We start from the raw sequence: 18257 nt of genomic DNA on the forward strand, positions 1-18257 counted from the left end.
TTGTGGGTCGGTCAGGCCTTTTTCAACACGTAGCGGCCTGGCGCAGCTTCAATGACCGGATGGGTCTTGTCGCCTGCTTGCCGCGGCGCCGGCACCATCTTGCCAGCATGTGGCGACAACCATTCTGACCAGACCGGCCACCAGCTGCCGGGCTGCTCCTGGGCCGAGGCCAGCCAATCCTGGGCAGACGCGGGCAGACGACGCACGCCCGAGCCCGTCACCCAGTGACTGCGCTTTTTCTTTTCAGGGGGATTGATCACGCCCGCGATGTGGCCAGAGGCCCCCAGCACGAACGTGACATCGCCCGACATGAGCTGCGTGGAGGCATACGCCGCATCCCACGGAACAATGTGGTCTTCGCGGGAGCCGTAAATGAACACAGGCACCTTGATCTGTCCCAGGTCCACTGGCACGCCGCAGGTGGTGGCCGCCCCCGGCTTGCACAGCTTGTTTTCCAGGTAAGTGTGGCGCAGGTACCAGCAGTACATCGGGCCCGGCAGGTTGGTGCTGTCGCTGTTCCAGTACAGCAGGTCAAACGCCGGAGGCATTTCACCTTTCAGGTAGTTGCCCACCACGTAGTTCCACACGAGGTCGTTGGCCCGCAGAAATGAAAATGTGGTGGCCAGTTCGGTGCCACGCATCAGCCCACCCCCTGTGGGGCTGTCCGCGCCCAGGCTCATCTCTCGCATGCGCACCATGGCCTCGTCCACAAACACGTCCATGACACCCGTGTTGGAGAAGTCGAGGAAGGTGGTGAGCAAGGTCAGGCTGGCCACCGGCTCGACGCCGCGCGAGGCCAGCACCGACAAGGCCGTGGCCATCAGGGTGCCGCCGACGCAAAAGCCCAGGGCATTGATCTGGTCGACCTGGGCGATGTCACGCGTGACTTCGATGGCCCGGATGACGCCTTGCTCAATGTAGTCATCCCAGCTGGCCTTGGCCAGGCTCTCGTCGGCATTCACCCAGCTGACCATGAACACACGATGCCCCTGCGAGAGCAGGTAACGCACCAGGGAGTTGTCTGGCTGCAGGTCCAGGATGTAGTACTTGTTGATGCACGGTGGCACGAACAGGAAGGGCCGCTCATGCACCTTCGCGGTCAGGGGCTTGTACTCGATCAGCTGGAAGAACGGGTTTTCGTAAACCACCGATCCCTCGGTGGTGGCCACGTTCTGCCCCACCGTGAAGACGGTCTCGTCGGTCTGCGACAGGTGGCCCTGACGCAAATCGTGCATCAGGTGCTGCATGCCTTGCTGCAGGCTTTCACCCTTGGTCTCCACGGCCTTCTTGAGGGCCTCGGGGTTGAAGGCCAGGTAATTGGAGGGCGCTGCCGCGTCCACCCACTGTTGCACCGCAAAACGCACACGCTGACGGGCCTTCTCATCCCCCTGCAGGGCATCGGCCAGGCGTTGCAGGGTCTGCGCGTTGAGCAAGTAGCTGGCCGCCATGAAACCGCCCGCCGTGTTGTCACGCCACTCGGGGGCCGCAAAGCGCTTGTCGCGCAAGCCCGTGGGTGCCTTTTGCTCCAGGGTGCTGTTCCAGAGTTCGCTGGCCTGCTTGAGGTAGTCTTCCTGGATGGCCTTGAGGCGCTCGGGCGCCACGCTGAGGCCCGCCACCGACTTGGCGGTGTCGGCCATGCTGCCGCCGATGGCCGTCCACGCCTCGGTGACGGCGCCACCTATGCCCAGACCAGCGCCCATCGCGGGCAAGCCTTCAAAGCCCTTCATCAGCCGCCCGAGGTCCAGCCCTGCAGGGGCACCCATGGCGGACAAATCGGCCGGCGACCACGTCTGCCATTGCGCCGGCAGTTTGCCCGCCCATTCCTGCCAGGCCTGCTGCGTGCTGCTCAACAGCTGATTCCAGTCAGGCATGGCCTGGCGGGCGTGGGCAGCACCAGCGCCGGTGTCCATACCATCGGGCTCGGACACCGGTGTGCCGGCCTGCGGCGAAACCTTGGCGCGAGGGCGTCGCGTCGTGCTGGATCGGGCGCCAGTGGCGGCCTGCGTGCGAGATCCGGCCCGCGTGCGCGAGGTGTCTGCCATATGTCTCCTTCATGTTGAGTCGATGAACCCGCCCAGTTGAGCGTGCCACGTTCATGTTGCCGTATTCTGACGCGATGTGAAACTTGGCGTTGCTGCACTGCAGCATCCAGGCGACACACCCGCGTGGGCCCCCGTGTCCTGATCGAACTAGCAACCTCGGTGCCAAAGCCTGTTTCAACACCATGTGGATCGTTGCCATTGCCTGGATGTACGTGGCGGTCATGATGACCGTGGCAGAAGCCACCCACCCACAAGGCACCGTCCTGGGTGCCATCATCACGTTTTTGTTTTATGGCGTGGCGCCGGTGGCCATCGTCATGTACATCTTGAGCACGCCCGCTCGGCGCCGTGCGCGGCGGGCTGCAGAAGCCCAGGAGGCGAGGCTGTCCGCTTCAGCGTCCGTCGACGTCCCGGGCGATGAGGGCCACCATCCGCCCAGTGACGCCATCACGCCTGAACGAAAAGAACCGCCCGGGGTCTGACACGGTGCACAGGGCCGTGGCCTGGACGTGCCGAACGCCAAGCCCATGCAGCCGCAGCGCAGCCAGCCCCTGAAGATCGGCCCGCCACTTGGGCTCTGATTGTGGGGACGACGCCACAAGTGGCTTGAACTGCGGTGGCAGCGCCAGCGGGTTCAAGCTCGGCAACACGCCAAACGCCTCCAGGACCACCGCCCCCACCTCGAAAGCGTCGGGGCCGATGCACGGTCCCAACCAGACGCGCACATCCGCCGGGTCACAAGAGGCCAGCTCACACAGGGCCGTCACCCCCTGCTCCACCACGCCGCGCCCCTGCATGGCGCCGGCGCCGGCCAAACCTCGCCAACCGGCGTGCAGCGCCCCGACCGCGCGACCTTCTGGGGCGGCCAGCAGCACCGGCAGGCAGTCGGCCACCATCACTGCGCAGGCCACGCCCGGATCGGCCGTGATGGCGCCATCGGCCTGCACCGGACTCGATGCGGCGTCCGGTCGCCAAGGGTCGTCCTGAGGCGGCATGCCGTGGCGCTGCAAGGTGAGCACGCGGGGGCCATGCACCTGCGCCAGCCAGGCCACCTCGGCATTCACGACGGCAGCCACACGCCGCCGATTCTCCTGAACGGCCGCAGGCACATCGCCCACGTGGTCACCAAGGTTCAAGCTGGCATAGGGCGCCTGGCTGACACCGTGGTCTCTGGTGCTGAACCACGCACGCACCCCCCGCCCAAGTTCGGGCAGCAGTCCAGACTGACGAAGGGCGTGGGTGTCAAAGCCGGTCACGGGTGGGGTCCTGTCAAGCGAGGTCGCTATCATCGCGGCTTCACTGTACCTGCGATCGCCCACACCCGCCTGCGTCATGTGCGCTGTCAAAACCGCCCGCGCACCCGCTGCGCCCAGTCAGGCCAGGCATCATGGCCACACCCGTGCATGGCTGAGCGCCTCGGGCTCGCTGACGGCCCGACTCAGGCGCCTGGGTGCCGTGCGTGTCCAGGTGCTGCGCCAGGGGCACCAGCGCTTGTGGGCCTGGGAATCTGCCGCCCTGGGGGGGCAGACACACGGGCATGTGCGCGAGGTGCTGTTGTGGGTTGACGGGCGGGCGGCCGTGTGGGCGCGCAGTTGCACCTCCGCCGTCGATGCCCGAGGCCCCTGGCGTGCCATCAAGGGCCTGGGCAGCAGGCCCCTGGCCGAGATCCTGTTCACGGATGGCGACATCCAGCGCGGTGCGCTCGACGGTGAACGGTGGCCGGCGCACGGGCGCGCCTGGTCACACCGCCGGCGGGCCTGGCTGCACGTCACCGTCGACCAGCCCGCGCCCGTGTGGGCCCGACACTCGGTATTTCGCCGGCGAGGTGCCCCCTTGCTCGTCACCGAGTGCTTTGCCCCCTGGGTGACGCAGCAACGTCCGTGAACGCCGATGCGCTGGCAGTGTATTGCCCTATACACTGCCAGCATGTGGTTTACTAGGCGCATCGAACACTGTCAGGTTTGCGGAACCCCCGTGGAGCAAAAAGTACCCGAGGGAGACAACCGCGACCGCGCGGTTTGCCCCGGTTGCGGGCACGTCCATTACGTCAATCCATTGAACGTCGTGGGCACCCTGCCCGTCTGGGAAGACCAGGTGTTGCTGTGCCGACGCAACATCGAGCCCCGCAAGGGCTTCTGGACGCTGCCGGCCGGCTTCATGGAACTGGGCGAAACCACTGAAGAGGGTGCTGGACGTGAGACCGACGAAGAGGCCGGGGCCCGCATCGAGATGCAGGGCCTGTATTGCGTACTCAACGTGGTCAGCGCCGGACAGGTCCACTTCTTCTACCGCGCCCGCTTGCTGGACACCGAGTTTGCGCCTGGCCCTGAAACCATCGAAGCCCGATTGTTCCGCGAAGACGAGATCCCCTGGGATGAGCTGGCGTTCCGCACCGTGCGCATGACGCTGCAGCGCTACTTCGAAGAACGTCAAACGGGTCAATTTGGCGTCTATTGCGCCGATATACGGTGAAGCCCGGGGCAGACCAGCGCATTCGCCCTGGCCCCATCGACCATGTATGACCTCTGAGCACGCTGAACAGCCTTCCGCCAAGCCAGCCGCTGAGCACGGCGCGCCGCCCCCCGCCGCAGAGCCCCGACTGAGGGATGACCTGGTCACCCCCGACCCCTTGCTGGACGCTCTGGTCGAGGTGGCGCGGCTGCACGGCCTGAATGCCACGCGCGCTTCGATGTCGGCGGGCCTGCCACTGGATGACGGCCCCTTGCCGCTGAACCTGGCCGAACGTGCCGCCGAGCGGGTGGGCCTCAGCACCCGGCTGCAGCGCATGCGCTGGTCGGCCATCGATCAGCGCGCCTTGCCGGCCATCCTCCTGGGCCCCGACCAGCGCGTGCTGGTGCTGCTGGGCCCCGATCCACGGCAGTCCGGCCAATGGCGCGTGTTGCTGCCAGAGGCCGGCCAGGGCGCCGTGTCGATGGGCGAAGACGAACTGAACCAGCGCCACAACGGTCTGGTGCTGTTCGCGCGCCCGCACTTCCGTTTTGACGAGCGCACGCCCCGCCCGGTGGCCGAGCGGGCCGATCATTGGTTCTGGGGGCCGGTCAAGGCGCAGCGTTTTGTGTACCGCGACGTGCTGTGGGCCGCGCTGCTCATCAACCTGTTCGCCCTGGCGTTTCCGCTGTTTTCCATGAACGTGTACGACCGCGTCGTGCCCAACCACGCCACCGAGACCCTGTGGGTGCTCGCCATCGGCGTGGTGCTGGTGCTGGGCAGCGACCTGTTCATGAAGGTGCTGCGCAGCCACTTTGTGGACGAAGCCAGCGCCCGCATCGACGTGTTGATCTCATCGCGGCTGATGGAGCGCGTGCTGGGCATGCGTCTGGAAAATCGTCCTTTGTCGGTGGGCTCGTTTGCCTCCAATCTGAGGGGCTTCGAGCAGGTGCGGGACTTCATCGCCTCCAGCACCGTCACGGCCCTGATCGACCTGCCGTTTGCGCTGCTGTTCTTGCTGGTCATCGTCTGGATCTCGCCCTGGCTCGTGATCCCCGCCGTGCTCGTGTTCGTCGTCATCCTGGTGATGGGCTACATCGCGCAGCATCGACTGCACGAGCTGTCTCAAAGCACCTACCAGACCGCCGCGCAGCGAAACGCCACCCTGGTCGAGAGCCTCACCGGCATCGAGACCATCAAGGCCCAGGGTGCCGAACACCTCATACAGGCCCGCTGGGAACGAGCCAACCAGTTTCTGGCCACCCTCAATGTGCGCATGCGACGCCTGTCGTCCGGCGCGGTCTACACCACAGCCACCCTGCAACAACTGGCGTCTGTGGCCATCGTCATCATCGGGGTCTACCTCATCACCGACCGCCAGCTCACCATGGGGGGCTTGATCGCCACCACCATGTTGTCTGGGCGAGCGCTGGCGCCTGCAGGCCAGATCGTGGGCTTGCTGATGCAGTACCAGGGCGCACGAACCGCCCTGGAATCGCTCAACCAGGTCATGGCCAAGGACGTGGAACGGGCCGATGGCCAGCGGCATCTGGAGCGCTCCGAACTGAAGGGCGCCATCGAATTCCGCCATGTCTCGTTTGCCTATCCAGGCCGCAACGACGCCTCATTGAACGACATCAGCTTCAAGATCCAGCCTGGCGAAAAGGTCGCGCTGATCGGCAAGGTGGGCTCGGGCAAGACCACCTTGCAAAAGCTCATCCTGGGGCTGTATCAACCCAAAGAGGGCGCCGTGCTGCTGGACGGCATCGACCTGCGCCAGCTTGATCCTGCCGATGTGCGACGCAACATGGCGCACGTGGCCCAGGACGTGCATCTGTTTTTTGGCAGCATGCGCGACAACATCGCCTTCGGCATGCCCCATGCCCGAGATGACGCCATCATGGCGGCGGCCGAGGTGGCCGGGCTCACTGATTTTGTGGCCCGGCATCCGCAAGGCTTCGACATGCCCGTGGGCGAGCGCGGGGAGCTCTTGTCCGGCGGTCAGCGCCAGAGCGTGGGCATTGCGCGCGCCGTGCTGCACAACGCGCCCATCTTGCTGATGGACGAGCCCACCAGCGCCATGGATTTCTCGACCGAAGCCCAGGTGACCCACAACCTGCAACGGTTTGCCCAGGACAAGACCGTGGTGCTGGTGACGCACCGCACCTCGATGCTGAGTTTTGTCGATCGCGTCATCGTGATCGACCAGGGCCGTGTGGTGGCCGATGGTCCGCGCGAGCGCATCATGCAGGCCCTGGCAGCGGGCCGCATTGCGCGGGCCTCGTGAGCAAAGGAGCGCCGTCCATGGCATTGCACAAAATCGGTCAGGGCACGCTGGACGTGCTGGAGTCGCTGAGGCGCGGCCTGGCCCCCGTCAGCGACCGGCTGCTGGACAAATTGGCCGGGCCGCGGGTCGACCCACAAGCCGCAGCCCAGGCCGGCATGCGCGGCTTCGAGCAAGATGCCGAGGCCATCATGAGCACGGCCAGCACCCACCGCGCCCAGACCCTGGTGCGCAGCGCCGTGGTGGTGACGGTGGTGCTGCTGGTGTGGTCCAGCCTGGCGCAGATCGATGAGGTCACCAAGGGCGAGGCCAAGGTGATTCCATCACGGCAGTTACAGGTCATCCAGTCGCTGGATGGCGGGGTGGTCTCGGAGATCCTGGTCAAGGAAGGCCAGGTGGTCGACGCCGGGCAGCTCTTGCTGAAGATCGATGAGACCCGGGCCACCTCGGGTGTGCGTGAAAGCGCGGCGCAGGCGTTTTCGCTGCGGGTGAAGGCCGCGCGGCTCAAGGCGCTGGCCGAAGGCGCCGACTTCGCGCCCCCCGCAGGCCAGGAAGGCAATGATGAAGAAGCCCGCATTCTGGATGAGGAGCGCCAGCTCTACGACGCCAGGCGCTCGGAGCTCTCGGCCATGCTGTCCATCAACGAACAACAGCTGGCACAACGGCGCCAGGAGCTGAGTGAAGCCCAGGCCCGGCGCAATTCGGCGGCACGCAGCCTGGACCTGTCGCAACAAGAGCTCAGCAAGACCCGCCCGCTGCTGACCACAGGCGCCGTCTCCGAGGTCGAGGTGCTGCGGCTTGAGCGCGAGGTCAGTCGCGCCCGGGGCGACATGGAACAAGCCAGCGCCCAGAGTGCGCGCGCCCAGGCCGCCATCAACGAAGCCAGCCGCAAAATCCAGGAAACCGACCTGTCGTTTCGCAACGAAGCCCGCAAGGAACTCTCGGACGTGCTGGCGCGCCTGAACGCCCTCACCGAAGGCGCGGTGGCGCTGGCCGACAAGGTCGACAAGTCTCAGGTCAAGTCCCCGGTTCGCGGTCGCGTCCAGCGGCTGCTGGCCAACACCGTGGGGGGCGTGGTCTCGCCTGGCCGTGACATCGTCGAAATCGTGCCCCTGGACGATGCGCTTGTGCTGGAAGCGAAAATCCAGCCGCGCGACATCGCCTTCATCCATCCCGGTCAGGCCGCCACGGTCAAGTTCACCGCCTACGACTTCTCGATTTATGGCGGCATGGACGCCGTGGTGGAAAACATCAGCCCGGACACCGTCACCGACGAACGTGGCACCAACACCTACTACGTGGTTCGCGTGCGCACCACCCAGCCACAAGGGCACGACAACATGCCCATCATGCCCGGCATGACCGCCGAGGTGGATGTGCTCACGGGCCAGAAGACCGTGCTGGGCTATTTGCTCAAACCGGTGTTGCGCGCCCACCAACGGGCCTTGACCGAGCGCTGAGCGGCCACCACCCCGGGGTGGTGCTCAGTGGGCGAGCCGCACGGCGGGGCCAGTCACGCCATGAACCCCACATTGCCACAGCACCTGGAGGTCGCCCGCGTCGTTGACGCCCTCGGCCATGACCTGCAAGCCCAGGCCCCGCAGCATGCTCACCGTCGCGGTCACATGAGCAGCGCGTGAGTTGTCTTGCGCCACCCCCTGCACCACCGAGGCGTCGAGCTTCACATAGTCCAAGCCCAGGCTGAACAGCGCCTTGATGCCAGCAAGACGTTCACCCGCATGCTCCAGCCCCACACGCACGCCCAGCGGGCGCAGCTGTTCGCACAAGGCATGGATCAGATCGGGGTGATCCACGGCCGCGGCCTCGGCCACCTCCACCCACAGGCGAGCGGCCAGCGAGGGCGATTCCGACAGGTGCGCCTTCAGGCGCGGCACAAACCCGCTGTCCAGCAAGGATGCCGGTGACAGGTTCACACCTCTTGCCACGCCGTCCAGCGCCACCTGCTCCAGTGCCAGCACCACGGCCATTTCATCGATCTGAGAGATCAAGCCCGTGCGCATGGCCATCGGCAGCCAATGTGCGGCAGGCGTGGGCAGATCGCCGTCAAGCATCAGCCGCATGGGGCACTCGTGGTGCAGCAAGTGGCCTTGTGCATCCACGACCGGAAAGCCACCCAACTCGGCGCGGCGCTCCATCAGGGCCTGGCCCAGCACGCGTCGCCAATCGTCTTCGCCACGCACGGCCTGTGCCTGCTCGGGGGTCTGGCCCAGCTCCACCGCGTACGCACCCTTGCTTTCCGCCAGGGCCAGGGCCGAATCGGCAGCGGCCAGCAGTTGATGGATGCGCATGCCGCGCCGCCAGCCCACCGCGCCCACGACCACGCCACCTTGAGCCCCATGTTCCGAAAAGGCGCGCTTGAGCGCGTCAGCGTAGTACTGGGCCTCGGGCAAAGGCACATCGCCCCCACCCAGGCAGACGGCAAAATCACCGCCATTGAGCCGCCCCAAGGCCTTGGCCCCCACGCCCACCGACACCTCGGCCAGCACCTGCGCCACGCGCTGCAGCAAGGCATCGGTGTGGCGGTGTCCCAGCGCACGGTTGATGGACCCCAGGTCGAGCACCCGGATGAGGAACAAGGTGCCCTGTGCGGCCTGTTCTTCGCTGTCGAGCATCGCGGCGAGCTGCGCCATGAAATGACGCCGGTGCGCCAGGCCGGTCAAGGCATCACAATGGGCCTGCTGACGCAAGGCCTCCACCTGAACGACCTGTTCGTCAAACACCGCCTTCAGGCGCAACACCATGGTGTTCATGGCCTCGCCCACGCGGGCCAGCTCAGGTACCTTGGGTTCGGGCAAGGTCATGAAACGGCGGTCCATGAGGGCCTGGGCCTGCTCCACCACGCCGTCCAGTGGCCGGCGGATGCGCGACACGCCCCACCACGCCACCAGGCCCGACAAGGCCCCCAGCACCGACAACCAGCCTGCCGTGTTGACCGCACCCTGCCACAACTGGGCGTGCGCAAACCCCGCATGACTGACCACCTCGACAGAGCCGACCGCACGCCAGCCGTTGGACACCTGCGCCACCCCGGGCACCGACTGCACCGGCATGGCTTGCACGAACCAGGCAGGCGACTGCCTGGGCAAGGTACGGGTGTCCATTTCACGGTCCACCACCACGCGCCCCCCCGCATCCCTCAAGGTGATGCGCTGGTAAAAGCCGGTGTCGAACATGGCCGACACGGTCAACTCCATGGCCGTGGTGTCGCCCTTGAGCTGAGACAGGTTCAGGGCCAGCGCCTGGGCGTTGTCGGCGTTCTTGAGGCGCAACTGCGTCTCCAGGTAACCCCGGGCCGAAAACATCCACACGGCAAAGCTGCCGACGAAAGCCATCAAGAGCGTCGCCAACAGCAGTGACCAGATCTGACGAATCAAAGACATTGTTCACTCATCCTGTCTGGCATGTCACCACCATCCCTCGGCACGGGCCTTGGACAGCACATCCCGCCAGCGCGACAAGCGCGTGGTCGGATCTCCTGCCGTGGCCGGCCCCACACCTTGCCACAAACCTTCTGCATTGAAACTGAACACGGGCGTGAGGTCAGGTCGCCGCGAGGCCGGCCGGATGTCCGTGATCAGGTTGTCAAGAATCAAGGGTTCGGCCTCAGGCTCGGGGTAATACGCCAGCACCATGTGCGCCTGCAGGCTGCCAGACACCTCGGCGCGCACATACACCAGTCGCATCTTCACACCTGGCACCCCGGCCGCAAGCAGGGAAAAGTACTTGCCTATGGCGTAGTCTTCGCAATCACCCCGGCCCTTGGCCAGGGTTTCCAGGGGCGAGGCCCAATAATCGACCACCCCCCAGGCCTGCCGGTCGTCCGTGAACAACACCTGTCGATTGAAGTGGGTGTTGATGGATTTGAGTCGGTTGGCCTCGGGCTGCGAGGCCGCCTCGGCGATCAGGTCCACCAGCATCTGCGCGCGCGCATGTGCCCCGGGGCCCATCTGCGTGGCCCGCTGCATCAACTGGGGCGATTGCCAGGCTTGCACGCCACCCAGCATCAACAAAGCGGCCAGGCCCCAGGCCCGCGCCCTCACCCACCACCGACGCGTTGGCAGGACGCAACACCCCCTGCCCCCCACTGACGTGGCGGAGCGCAGCAGGCCTGATGGCCCAGACCCGTTGCGGGCCTTGTGGACGAGGACAAATCCGGGGATCACGCGATTTTTTCGGCATGCGGACCGCAAACTTGATGAGCGATGCGCGCCACGCCTCATCCGCCAGCGATGGCACCCATTCACCCAGGGGGCCCATTTATCCACATCGCGGTAATTTTTGGTGACAGAATCAGAAGTTAGACCCGATAACTAAAGCTGCGTCTGCGCTGCACGAGGTTCAACCACATGAGTCCATTGCTGAAAACCAGCCTGTCTGCCCTGGCCCTGGCCAGCCTGAGCACCCTGGCCCTGGCCCAGGGCACAGCCCCCGTGGCACTGACGGGCATGGCTGCTGCCGCCCAGAAGGCCATCGCCCAGAACCCGGAAGTCACCGCTCGACTGAACGCGTTGCGCGCCGCCGCCAACGAAATTGACGTGGCCAGCGGGGCCTACCGGCCGCGCGTGGACCTGAGCGCCAGCATTGGCCGCGACAGCGACCGCATCACCAGCCGCGACCCCAACTCTCAAAGCCTGACACGCAACGGCCTGGCCCTCAGCGCCACCCAGTTGCTGTGGAACGGACAGGCCACCCGCAACGAAGTCGAGCGCCTGGGGCATGCCCGCCTGGTGCGCTATTTCGAGTTCCTCGGGGCCACCGAAGAAGCCGCGCTTGAAGCCGCTCGCGCCTACGTGGATGTGCTGCGATTCCAGCGCATGGTCGAGCTGGCAGAAGAAAACTACGTCCAGCACAAATACGTGTTCGACCAGCTGCAGAGCAAGTTCAAGGCTGGCGTCGGCCGTGGCGTGGACTCCGAACAGGCCAACGCGCGACTGGCACTGGCCCAGTCCAACCTCAGCACCGAGGTGGCCAATCTGCACGACGTGAGCGCCCGCTTCCTGCGGATCGTGGGCGAAGCCCCCGGCCGCACCTTGGCCGCCCCCAGCGGCCTGGACAGCGGTCTGCCCGCCACCTATGGCGACAGCATGAGCCTGGCCCTGGCCCAAAACTCCAGCATCAGCGCAGCGATCGAAAACGTGCGGGCGGCCGAATCCGAGGGCAAGGTGCAAGACAGCGCCTTCCAGCCGCGTGTTGAAGCACGCGCTCGCACAGGTGTGGGCAAAAACTTCGACGGCGTGGTGGACCAGAAGCGCGACACCTCGGTGGAAGTGCTGCTGAACTGGAACCTGTACAACGGTGGCTCTGACCAGGCTCGGGTGCGTCAATTCGCTGATCAACTGGCCCAGGCCCAGGACCTGCGTGACAAGGCCTGCCGCGACGTGCGCCAGACCGTGGCCATCGCCCACAACGACATCCGCAAGCTCAAGGACCAACTGGCCGCGCTGGACCGCAACGTGCTGGCCATCGAGAAGGCCCGCGACGCCTACCGTCAGCAGTTCGACATCGGGCAACGGAGCTTGCTGGACCTGCTGAACGCCGAAAACGAGCTCTACACTGCCAAGCGCGCTTACGCCAACGCAGAACACGATCTGCAGATCGCTTACGCCCGCACCCACGCCGCCCAGCAAACCCTCAGCCGCACCCTGGGCCTGAGCCAGGACACGACCGGTGCCGATGCCGCCGAAAACTGGCAGGCTGCCAGCGACGCTGCCCAGCGCTGCCCCGTGGTGGTGGTGGACCCCGCTGCGGCCAGCCTGGAAGAGCTCAACGACCGCGCGCGCAAGCTGGCCACCCCGGCCATGAGCACCGCCCTGGCCGCTCCGGCCGTGACGGAAACGGCCACCGCACCCACGCCGGTGCCCCCGGCAGCCGCCAGCGTGAACGAGCGCCTGCAAGGCTGGGCACAGGCCTGGTCGGCCAAGGACGTGGACAGCTACATGGGCTTTTATGCCAAAGACTTCGCCCCGGCCCGCTACACGAACGCGCGCTGGCAGGCCGAGCGTCGTCGCTTGCTGAGCAAGCCCGGCAGCATCGATGTCAAGGTGTCTGACGTGAAGACCAGCGTGCAAGGCGACACCGTGGTCACCCGGTTCAAGCAAACCTACCGCTCCAGCAACTTCAATGACGTCAGCACCAAGGCATTGACCTGGAAGGCGAGCGAAGAAGGCCAGTGGTACATCGTGCGCGAAAGCAATCGCTGAGCCCTGCCTGCAGCACCACACTGCGGCCCTACACTGCGGACCCACCCGGACCGCGGTGACACCAAAGCGCCCCTTCGGGGGCGCTTTATTTTGGGGATGGCATTTTGGCCGTGCCGCTGTTACGGTGCCGACATCTCATGTTCACCGAGCAGGACCACCATGCTGTCATCCCAACGCTTCCCGTCGACCTCAATGCTGCGCAACTCGGCACTGCTGCTGCCGCTGGCCCTGTCATCCGTGTGCACCACGGCGCACGCCGCGGCCGAGATCGTGTCCATGAGCAACAGCTTTCAACAAGCCAGTGTGTTCGGCTCGGCCTGGGCCTTTGACAACGTGGGGGCCCCCACCGTACTGCCCACCGCCACGGGGGGCACGGTGAACCCTGATCAAACCATCGGTGGAGGCACCACCCCCTGGTCGGCCAGCACGTGGCTGCAGCGCACGGTTCAAGCCGATGGCATCGACCCCTTCAGCGGACTGCCCCGCCCGGTCATCATCGATCATGTGGGCGCCAACCTCACCCTCACCGGCACCAACAACTTCGCCACGGGCGTGACGCCCTATGAACGCAGCGCCAACAGCTACGCCAACGCCACCCACGGCGTGCTCAGCGCCAGCGCGCAGGGCCTCAGGCAATTGGGTCAGACCACAGGCGGGGCCGAAACCATGGGCGTCATCACCAGCGCGTCGTCGGTGATCACCGGCTCGTTTGCGCTCACGATCGACCGCGCCACCGCGCTGGCCCTGGACGAATACAAGCCCTACCTGGACCTTGAACTGACGGTGCAACACCGCCTCATCGCCAACGACGCATTCAACAGCGAAACGTACGAAACCCCGAGCCTGGAAGTCAATCTCAGCGCGGGCGGACTGGACCCGACCCTGGACATTGATCAGTCCTACACGATCACCGAGCTGGGCAGCGGGGTGTCGGTTTACACCCTGCGCTACGAACTCAGCGACCTGCTGAACATTGGCGGCCAGACCTGCCTGGGCGCCATCGGCAACCCCAGCCTGAACTGGGTGCCGTGCATCTTCAGCGTGGGCGTGGACGCCTCGATCAACGCCCGCTCGGGCGCGGGCAGCACCGAGGCCTTCGCGAGCCTGACCTGGTCGGTGTCCGACGACTTCACCCGGATCAACACCTCGGCAGTGGCCTGGGGCACCCCCATCCCTGCCGTGCCCGAACCCACCACCGTGGGCCTGCTGCTGGCCGGACTGGGCGTGGTGGGCATGCGCACGGCCCTGAAGCGCCGGCGCGGGGCGCGCCCACCTGCGCACTGAGCCTGATTTGTCGCGGGCCCGTTGCCGGGCCAGGGCAGGCGGCCTGAGCGCCCCCGCCTAACATCGGCCCATGGAACGCTTCTTCGATCCCCACGCGGCGCTGGACCACCTTCAGGCCGTGCGGCCGACCGATTACGCCCGCACGCGCAACCACCTTCAGGGCGCCGTGACGGGCCTGTCGCCCTACATCACCCACGGGGTGCTCACCCTGCCCCAGGTGGCCGAGCATCTGCGCCAGGTTCACCAGATCGACCCGGCCCACAAGCTGATGTACGAATTGGGTTGGCGCGCCTACTTCCAGCACGTGTGGCGCCATGAAGGCGATGGCATCTTCCGCAGCCTGCACACCGGCGTCTTGCCCGACGAGGCCTATGCCCCTGAAGTGCCCGCCGACCTTCGAGAAGCCCGCACCGGCCTGGCCGTGATCGACCAGGCCGTGCGCACCCTCTACCGCACCGGCTACCTGCACAACCACGCCCGCCTGTGGCTGGCGTCTTACACCGTGCACTTGCGCAAGGTGCACTGGCGCGCCGGGGCCGACTGGCTGTACGGCCACCTGCTGGACGGCGACCTGGCCAGCAACCACCTGTCGTGGCAATGGGTGGCCGGCACCGGCAGCCACAAGCCTTACCTGTTCAACGCCGAGAACGTGGCCCGCTTTGCGCCACCCGATTGGCACGTCACTGGCGGCTGGCTGGACACCGACCACGACACGCTGCTGGCCTGGGCCAGCCAGCGCGAGCCCGTGGCACCAGCGGTCGATGCGGCTGAAAGGCGGGCCGGGCACACCACGTCAGCCCATGCGCCCGAGCCCCCATTGCTGAGCACCCCACCATTCCCACTTCGCACAGCGCAACAGGATGATCTGGCCGGCGCGTGGCTGGTGCACCCCTGGTCGCTGAGAGCCGCTGATGACCTCGCGGTGCAGCGCACATCAACGCGCTCGGGGCGCCGCATCGGCGTGTTGCTGGCGCCCTTCCATCACACCTGGCCCTGGAGCGCACAACGCTGGCATTTCGTGCACGCCTTGATGCACCCCCTGTGCGACGAGATCGTCTGGCTGGAAGCGCCGCCACCAGACACCAGCTTCTGCATTGACAACCCGCACCTGCACGCGGCACTGCCAGGGTGGCCCGATGCGGCGCTGTGCGCGGACGCCGTGCTGTGGCCCGATCCGGGGCAGCGGTGCCGGTCGTTTTCTCGCTATTGGCAGGTGGTGAACAATGAATCGGTGCCGCGCAGGGCGCATCAATGAGAAATCCCTCCGAGGGGGCATCCAGGAAGGGATTTTGTGAGGCGAATGTGGCGGAGAGGGTGTCGTTCAGATCATGGGCTGTGAGGCGTCTGGATTGACGCAAGTCCCCCAGCTCAGACAGGCTCCAATTCGAGATGCACGCGCTGGCCGATGGCCGTGGCGATGTTGACCAAGGCATCCAGAGAAAAACGCGACACGCGGCCTCTCAGCAAGTCGTTCATGCGGGGTTGCGTGACGCCACACTGCTTGGCCGCATCGGCCTGCGTCCAATCACTGGCTTTCACGATGGCGGCGATCTTCTGCATGAGTTCAGCGCGGGCACGCAGGTTGGCCGCTTGTTCGGGCGTGTCCGCCAGGGCATCCCATACGCTGGCGTAGGTTTCGGTCTTGCTCATTTCCGGCCTTTCGTGAGTTGGGCAAAGCGTTCCTTGGCGGTGTCGATGTCGCGCTTGGACGTGGTCTGTGTTTTCTTCTGGAACGCATGAAGGACATAGACCGCGTCAGCCAGGCGAGCCGTGTAGACCACCCAATAGGTGCCGGAGTCGTCCCAGATCCTGATCTCTTCCACGCCCTTGCCGATCGACGGCATGGGCTTGAAATCATCAGGCTGTTCGCCGCGCTGGACCTTGTCGAGCTGGTAGCCCGCGTCCTGCTTGGCATCTTCTGGAAAGTCTCGCAGGGACTTGAGGGCGATCACCCAAGAATCGCACTGGTTTCATGGCGAAATTATATCCAAATGGATATGAACTGCAAGATGCGCCGAGGACGCGGTACATTCCGCAAAAACACAGAGGTTCGCCAGCAGTTGCGGCGCCGTGATGTCGGCAATCGGCTTATTGCCCAGCGCAGGGAACACATCGGCCTCCAGGCGCCGCATCACGTACTCGGCATGGCGCGCCGTCTTCGGGCCGCGTCAGTGCTCAAACCAGGCCCGTGTCACGGCTTCAAAGGTTGTACCCTTGCGCACACGCACGGCCAGCCTGGCATCGAGCTTGGACTGAACAGGGTCCACACCATCAAGCAGCTTCTTGCGGGCATCGTCGCGGGCTTGGCGCGGGCCTGTGCCAGCGTGACCGCCGGATAGGTGCCAATGGCCTGGCGCTTTTCTTTGCCGCCGATGCGGTACTTCCAGCGCCAATGCTTGCCCCCAGCTGACAAGGCCTCCAAGTAGAGGCCGCCGCTGTCGGCATAGCGTTCACGGGCCTTGCCTTCAGGGCAACGCGCATTCTTGCACGTGGCGTCGGTCAGGGGCATTTGGGGGACTTTTGGCTGGCACAGCTGGGGGACTGCGGACAAGTCTCCAAACAGTCCCCCAACCTGCCCGGGCTGTCAAAGGACGCCATGGGACGCCAAAACGAAAAAACCCCGCGAGTTCAGTGACTTACGGGGCTTTCGCGTGGCATCTGAGTCTCAGTGAGACCTCATGACACCTGATTCTGGCGGAGAGGGCGGGATTCGAACCCGCGGTAGGCTATTAACCTACACACGCTTTCCAGGCGTGCGACTTAAACCGCTCATCCACCTCTCCGTGTAGCCCACGATTGTAGCCTGAAAGCGGCTCAGTTCAGCGGCACCTTCTTGCCGCCCTTGTAGGCGTACAGCGTCAGGGCCGGGTTGCGCAGTTCGCCGTTGGGCTCGAACGACACCTTGGCGGTCACGCCCTGGTACTGCGTGTCGCGCAGCTTGGGGCCGTACACCTTGGGGTCGGTCGAGTTGGCGCGCTTCATGGCGTCCACCAGCACCATCGTGGCGTCGTAGGTGTAGGGCGAGTAGACCTGGAACTGCTTGGGAAACCGCGCATCGTAGCGACCACGCCAGGCCTTGCCGCTGGGCAGCTTGTCCAGCGAGGCGCCGCCCACGGCACACACCACGTTGGCCAGGGTGCGGGCACCGCTGGACAGCTCCATCAGTTTGTCGGTGCAGATGCCATCACCGCCAAACAGGTACACCTTGTTCAAACCGAGCTGCTGCATCTGGCGCAACATGGGGCCGGCCTGCGGGTCCATGCCACCAAAAAAGATGCCATCGGGCTTGGCGCTCTTGATGCGGGTCAGGATGGACGAAAAATCCACCGCCTTGTCATTGGTGTACTGCTGGCTGACGACCTGCATGCCCAGTTCGCGCGCGGTTTTGGCAAACACCTCGGCCACGCCCTTGCCGTAGGCCGTGCGGTCATCGATGATGGCCACGCGCTTGAGCTTGAGGGTGCTGAACGCGTACTGCGCCAGCCCCGCGCCCAGGGCGTTGTCATTGGCCAGCAGGCGGTACACGTTGTCGTAACCCAGTTGGGTCAGTTGGGGGTTGGTGGCCGAAGGCGAGATCATCGGCAGGCCACACTGGTTGTACACGCGGGCGGCCGGAATGGTGGTGCCCGAGTTGAGGTGCCCCACCACGCCATTGACCTTGGCGTCACACAGCTTTTGGGCCGCCGCCGTGCCCTGCTTGGGGTCGGCCGCGTCGTCTTCGGCCACCAGCTCAAAGCGCACCTTCTGTCCGCCGATGGTCACGCCTTGGGTGTTGAGTTCTTCAACGGCCATGCGGGCGCCGTTTTCGTTGTCACGCCCGTAGTGGGCCTGCGGTCCGGACACCGGACCCACGTGACCGATGCGCACCACCGTCTGGGCCTGCACGGTGCTGACGGTGCTCAGGCCGGCCAGCAGCATGCTCAGGCAAACGCCGGCCCGAACCGTGAAACGTACATCAAACTTCATGGATTGACCTCT

At 65.5% G+C, this 18257-nt stretch carries 16 protein-coding genes and 1 tRNA gene; 7 read left to right on the forward strand and 10 right to left on the reverse strand.

What is annotated here, in order from left to right; all coding sequences use genetic code 11:
• Positions 1-11 precede the first annotated feature (11 nt).
• Positions 12-1700 (reverse strand): class I poly(R)-hydroxyalkanoic acid synthase, encoded by a 1689-nt coding sequence (gene phaC, locus WNB94_RS13620; RefSeq protein ID WP_445819083.1) that lies wholly within the window; start codon positions 1698-1700, stop codon positions 12-14.
• A gap of 734 nt (positions 1701-2434) precedes the next feature.
• Positions 2435-3298, reverse strand: coding sequence for a peptidoglycan editing factor PgeF (pgeF, locus tag WNB94_RS13625; protein WP_341390960.1), 864 nt, complete (start codon positions 3296-3298; stop codon positions 2435-2437).
• A 76-nt stretch (positions 3299-3374) separates the two neighbouring features.
• Here pgeF and WNB94_RS13630 point away from each other — a divergent pair, with 76 nt between their 5' ends.
• The 4 genes from WNB94_RS13630 to WNB94_RS13645 are packed head-to-tail and all read left to right on the forward strand — an operon-like array spanning position 3375 to position 8234.
• On the forward strand, positions 3375-3926 hold the full coding sequence (locus WNB94_RS13630; protein ID WP_341390961.1) for a chorismate--pyruvate lyase family protein: 552 nt from the start codon (positions 3375-3377) through the stop codon (positions 3924-3926).
• A 42-nt stretch (positions 3927-3968) separates the two neighbouring features.
• The gene (locus WNB94_RS13635) at positions 3969-4514 is read left to right on the forward strand and encodes an NUDIX hydrolase (protein WP_341390962.1); all 546 of its coding nucleotides are present in this window, start codon (positions 3969-3971) and stop codon (positions 4512-4514) included.
• 46 nt (positions 4515-4560) lie between these two features.
• Positions 4561-6777 carry a type I secretion system permease/ATPase gene (locus WNB94_RS13640; RefSeq protein ID WP_341390963.1) on the forward strand — a complete coding sequence of 739 codons (2217 nt, stop codon included), beginning with the start codon at positions 4561-4563 and terminating at the stop codon, positions 6775-6777.
• 17 nt (positions 6778-6794) lie between these two features.
• Positions 6795-8234, forward strand: a complete 1440-nt coding sequence (locus WNB94_RS13645) for an HlyD family type I secretion periplasmic adaptor subunit (RefSeq protein WP_341390964.1) — start codon at positions 6795-6797, stop codon at positions 8232-8234.
• 24 nt (positions 8235-8258) lie between these two features.
• On the opposite strand, the gene WNB94_RS13650 is transcribed toward WNB94_RS13645, so the two are convergent.
• Both WNB94_RS13650 and WNB94_RS13655 read right to left on the reverse strand, forming a co-directional pair.
• Positions 8259-10175 carry an EAL domain-containing protein gene (locus tag WNB94_RS13650; RefSeq protein WP_341390965.1) on the reverse strand — a complete coding sequence of 639 codons (1917 nt, stop codon included), beginning with the start codon at positions 10173-10175 and terminating at the stop codon, positions 8259-8261.
• Positions 10176-10199: 24 nt separating this feature from the next.
• Positions 10200-10787: a transglutaminase-like cysteine peptidase gene (locus tag WNB94_RS13655; RefSeq protein WP_341390966.1), complete on the reverse strand. Its 588-nt coding sequence runs from the start codon at positions 10785-10787 to the stop codon at positions 10200-10202.
• Between the two features lie 354 nt (positions 10788-11141).
• Between WNB94_RS13655 and WNB94_RS13660 the strand changes: the two genes are divergently transcribed.
• From WNB94_RS13660 to WNB94_RS13670, 3 genes are all read left to right on the forward strand, one after another.
• Positions 11142-12995: a TolC family outer membrane protein gene (locus tag WNB94_RS13660; RefSeq protein ID WP_341390967.1), complete on the forward strand. Its 1854-nt coding sequence runs from the start codon at positions 11142-11144 to the stop codon at positions 12993-12995.
• A 159-nt stretch (positions 12996-13154) separates the two neighbouring features.
• Positions 13155-14279, forward strand: coding sequence for a PEP-CTERM sorting domain-containing protein (locus tag WNB94_RS13665; RefSeq protein WP_341390969.1), 1125 nt, complete (start codon positions 13155-13157; stop codon positions 14277-14279).
• A 70-nt stretch (positions 14280-14349) separates the two neighbouring features.
• On the forward strand, positions 14350-15534 hold the full coding sequence (locus WNB94_RS13670; protein WP_341390970.1) for an FAD-binding domain-containing protein: 1185 nt from the start codon (positions 14350-14352) through the stop codon (positions 15532-15534).
• Between the two features lie 113 nt (positions 15535-15647).
• Here WNB94_RS13670 and WNB94_RS13675 read toward each other — a convergent pair whose 3' ends face one another.
• The 6 genes from WNB94_RS13675 to WNB94_RS13695 all read right to left on the reverse strand — a co-directional run bounded on the left by WNB94_RS13675 (position 15648) and on the right by WNB94_RS13695 (position 18197).
• Positions 15648-15929, reverse strand: coding sequence for a helix-turn-helix domain-containing protein (locus WNB94_RS13675; protein ID WP_341390971.1), 282 nt, complete (start codon positions 15927-15929; stop codon positions 15648-15650).
• Positions 15926-16231, reverse strand: a complete 306-nt coding sequence (locus WNB94_RS13680) for a type II toxin-antitoxin system RelE/ParE family toxin (RefSeq protein ID WP_341390972.1) — start codon at positions 16229-16231, stop codon at positions 15926-15928. The genes WNB94_RS13675 and WNB94_RS13680 overlap by 4 nt, the downstream gene beginning before the upstream one ends.
• 18 nt (positions 16232-16249) lie before the next feature.
• Positions 16250-16411 (reverse strand): phage integrase central domain-containing protein, encoded by a 162-nt coding sequence (locus tag WNB94_RS17205; protein ID WP_445819077.1) that lies wholly within the window; start codon positions 16409-16411, stop codon positions 16250-16252.
• Between the two features lie 59 nt (positions 16412-16470).
• Positions 16471-16788: an Arm DNA-binding domain-containing protein gene (locus WNB94_RS13685; protein ID WP_341390973.1), complete on the reverse strand. Its 318-nt coding sequence runs from the start codon at positions 16786-16788 to the stop codon at positions 16471-16473.
• Positions 16789-16971: 183 nt separating this feature from the next.
• Positions 16972-17062 (reverse strand) — tRNA-Ser (locus WNB94_RS13690).
• A gap of 31 nt (positions 17063-17093) precedes the next feature.
• Complete coding sequence (locus WNB94_RS13695; RefSeq protein WP_445819084.1) at positions 17094-18197, reverse strand: branched-chain amino acid ABC transporter substrate-binding protein; 1104 nt, start codon at positions 18195-18197, stop codon at positions 17094-17096.
• Between the last annotated feature and the right edge of the window lie 60 nt (positions 18198-18257).

The sequence above is a fragment of the Aquabacterium sp. A3 genome (assembly GCF_038069945.1).
Lineage (GTDB): Bacteria > Pseudomonadota > Gammaproteobacteria > Burkholderiales > Burkholderiaceae_C > Aquabacterium.

Bases quoted from the DNA above. Each gene is read 5' to 3' on its own strand.
- phaC (WP_445819083.1), bottom strand. From the start codon at position 1,700: ATGGGCGCTGGTCTGGGCATAGGTGGCGCCGTCACCGAGGCGTGGACG.
- WNB94_RS13630 (WP_341390961.1), top strand. From the start codon at position 3,375: ATGTGCGCTGTCAAAACCGCCCGCGCACCCGCTGCGCCCAGTCAGGCC.
- WNB94_RS13635 (WP_341390962.1), top strand. From the start codon at position 3,969: ATGTGGTTTACTAGGCGCATCGAACACTGTCAGGTTTGCGGAACCCCC.
- WNB94_RS13640 (WP_341390963.1), top strand. From the start codon at position 4,561: ATGACCTCTGAGCACGCTGAACAGCCTTCCGCCAAGCCAGCCGCTGAG.
- WNB94_RS13645 (WP_341390964.1), top strand. From the start codon at position 6,795: ATGGCATTGCACAAAATCGGTCAGGGCACGCTGGACGTGCTGGAGTCG.
- WNB94_RS13650 (WP_341390965.1), bottom strand. From the start codon at position 10,175: ATGTCTTTGATTCGTCAGATCTGGTCACTGCTGTTGGCGACGCTCTTG.
- WNB94_RS13660 (WP_341390967.1), top strand. From the start codon at position 11,142: ATGAGTCCATTGCTGAAAACCAGCCTGTCTGCCCTGGCCCTGGCCAGC.
- WNB94_RS13665 (WP_341390969.1), top strand. From the start codon at position 13,155: ATGCTGTCATCCCAACGCTTCCCGTCGACCTCAATGCTGCGCAACTCG.
- WNB94_RS13670 (WP_341390970.1), top strand. From the start codon at position 14,350: ATGGAACGCTTCTTCGATCCCCACGCGGCGCTGGACCACCTTCAGGCC.
- WNB94_RS13675 (WP_341390971.1), bottom strand. From the start codon at position 15,929: ATGAGCAAGACCGAAACCTACGCCAGCGTATGGGATGCCCTGGCGGAC.
- WNB94_RS17205 (WP_445819077.1), bottom strand. From the start codon at position 16,411: ATGCGGCGCCTGGAGGCCGATGTGTTCCCTGCGCTGGGCAATAAGCCG.
- WNB94_RS13685 (WP_341390973.1), bottom strand. From the start codon at position 16,788: ATGCCCCTGACCGACGCCACGTGCAAGAATGCGCGTTGCCCTGAAGGC.
- WNB94_RS13695 (WP_445819084.1), bottom strand. From the start codon at position 18,197: ATGCTGCTGGCCGGCCTGAGCACCGTCAGCACCGTGCAGGCCCAGACG.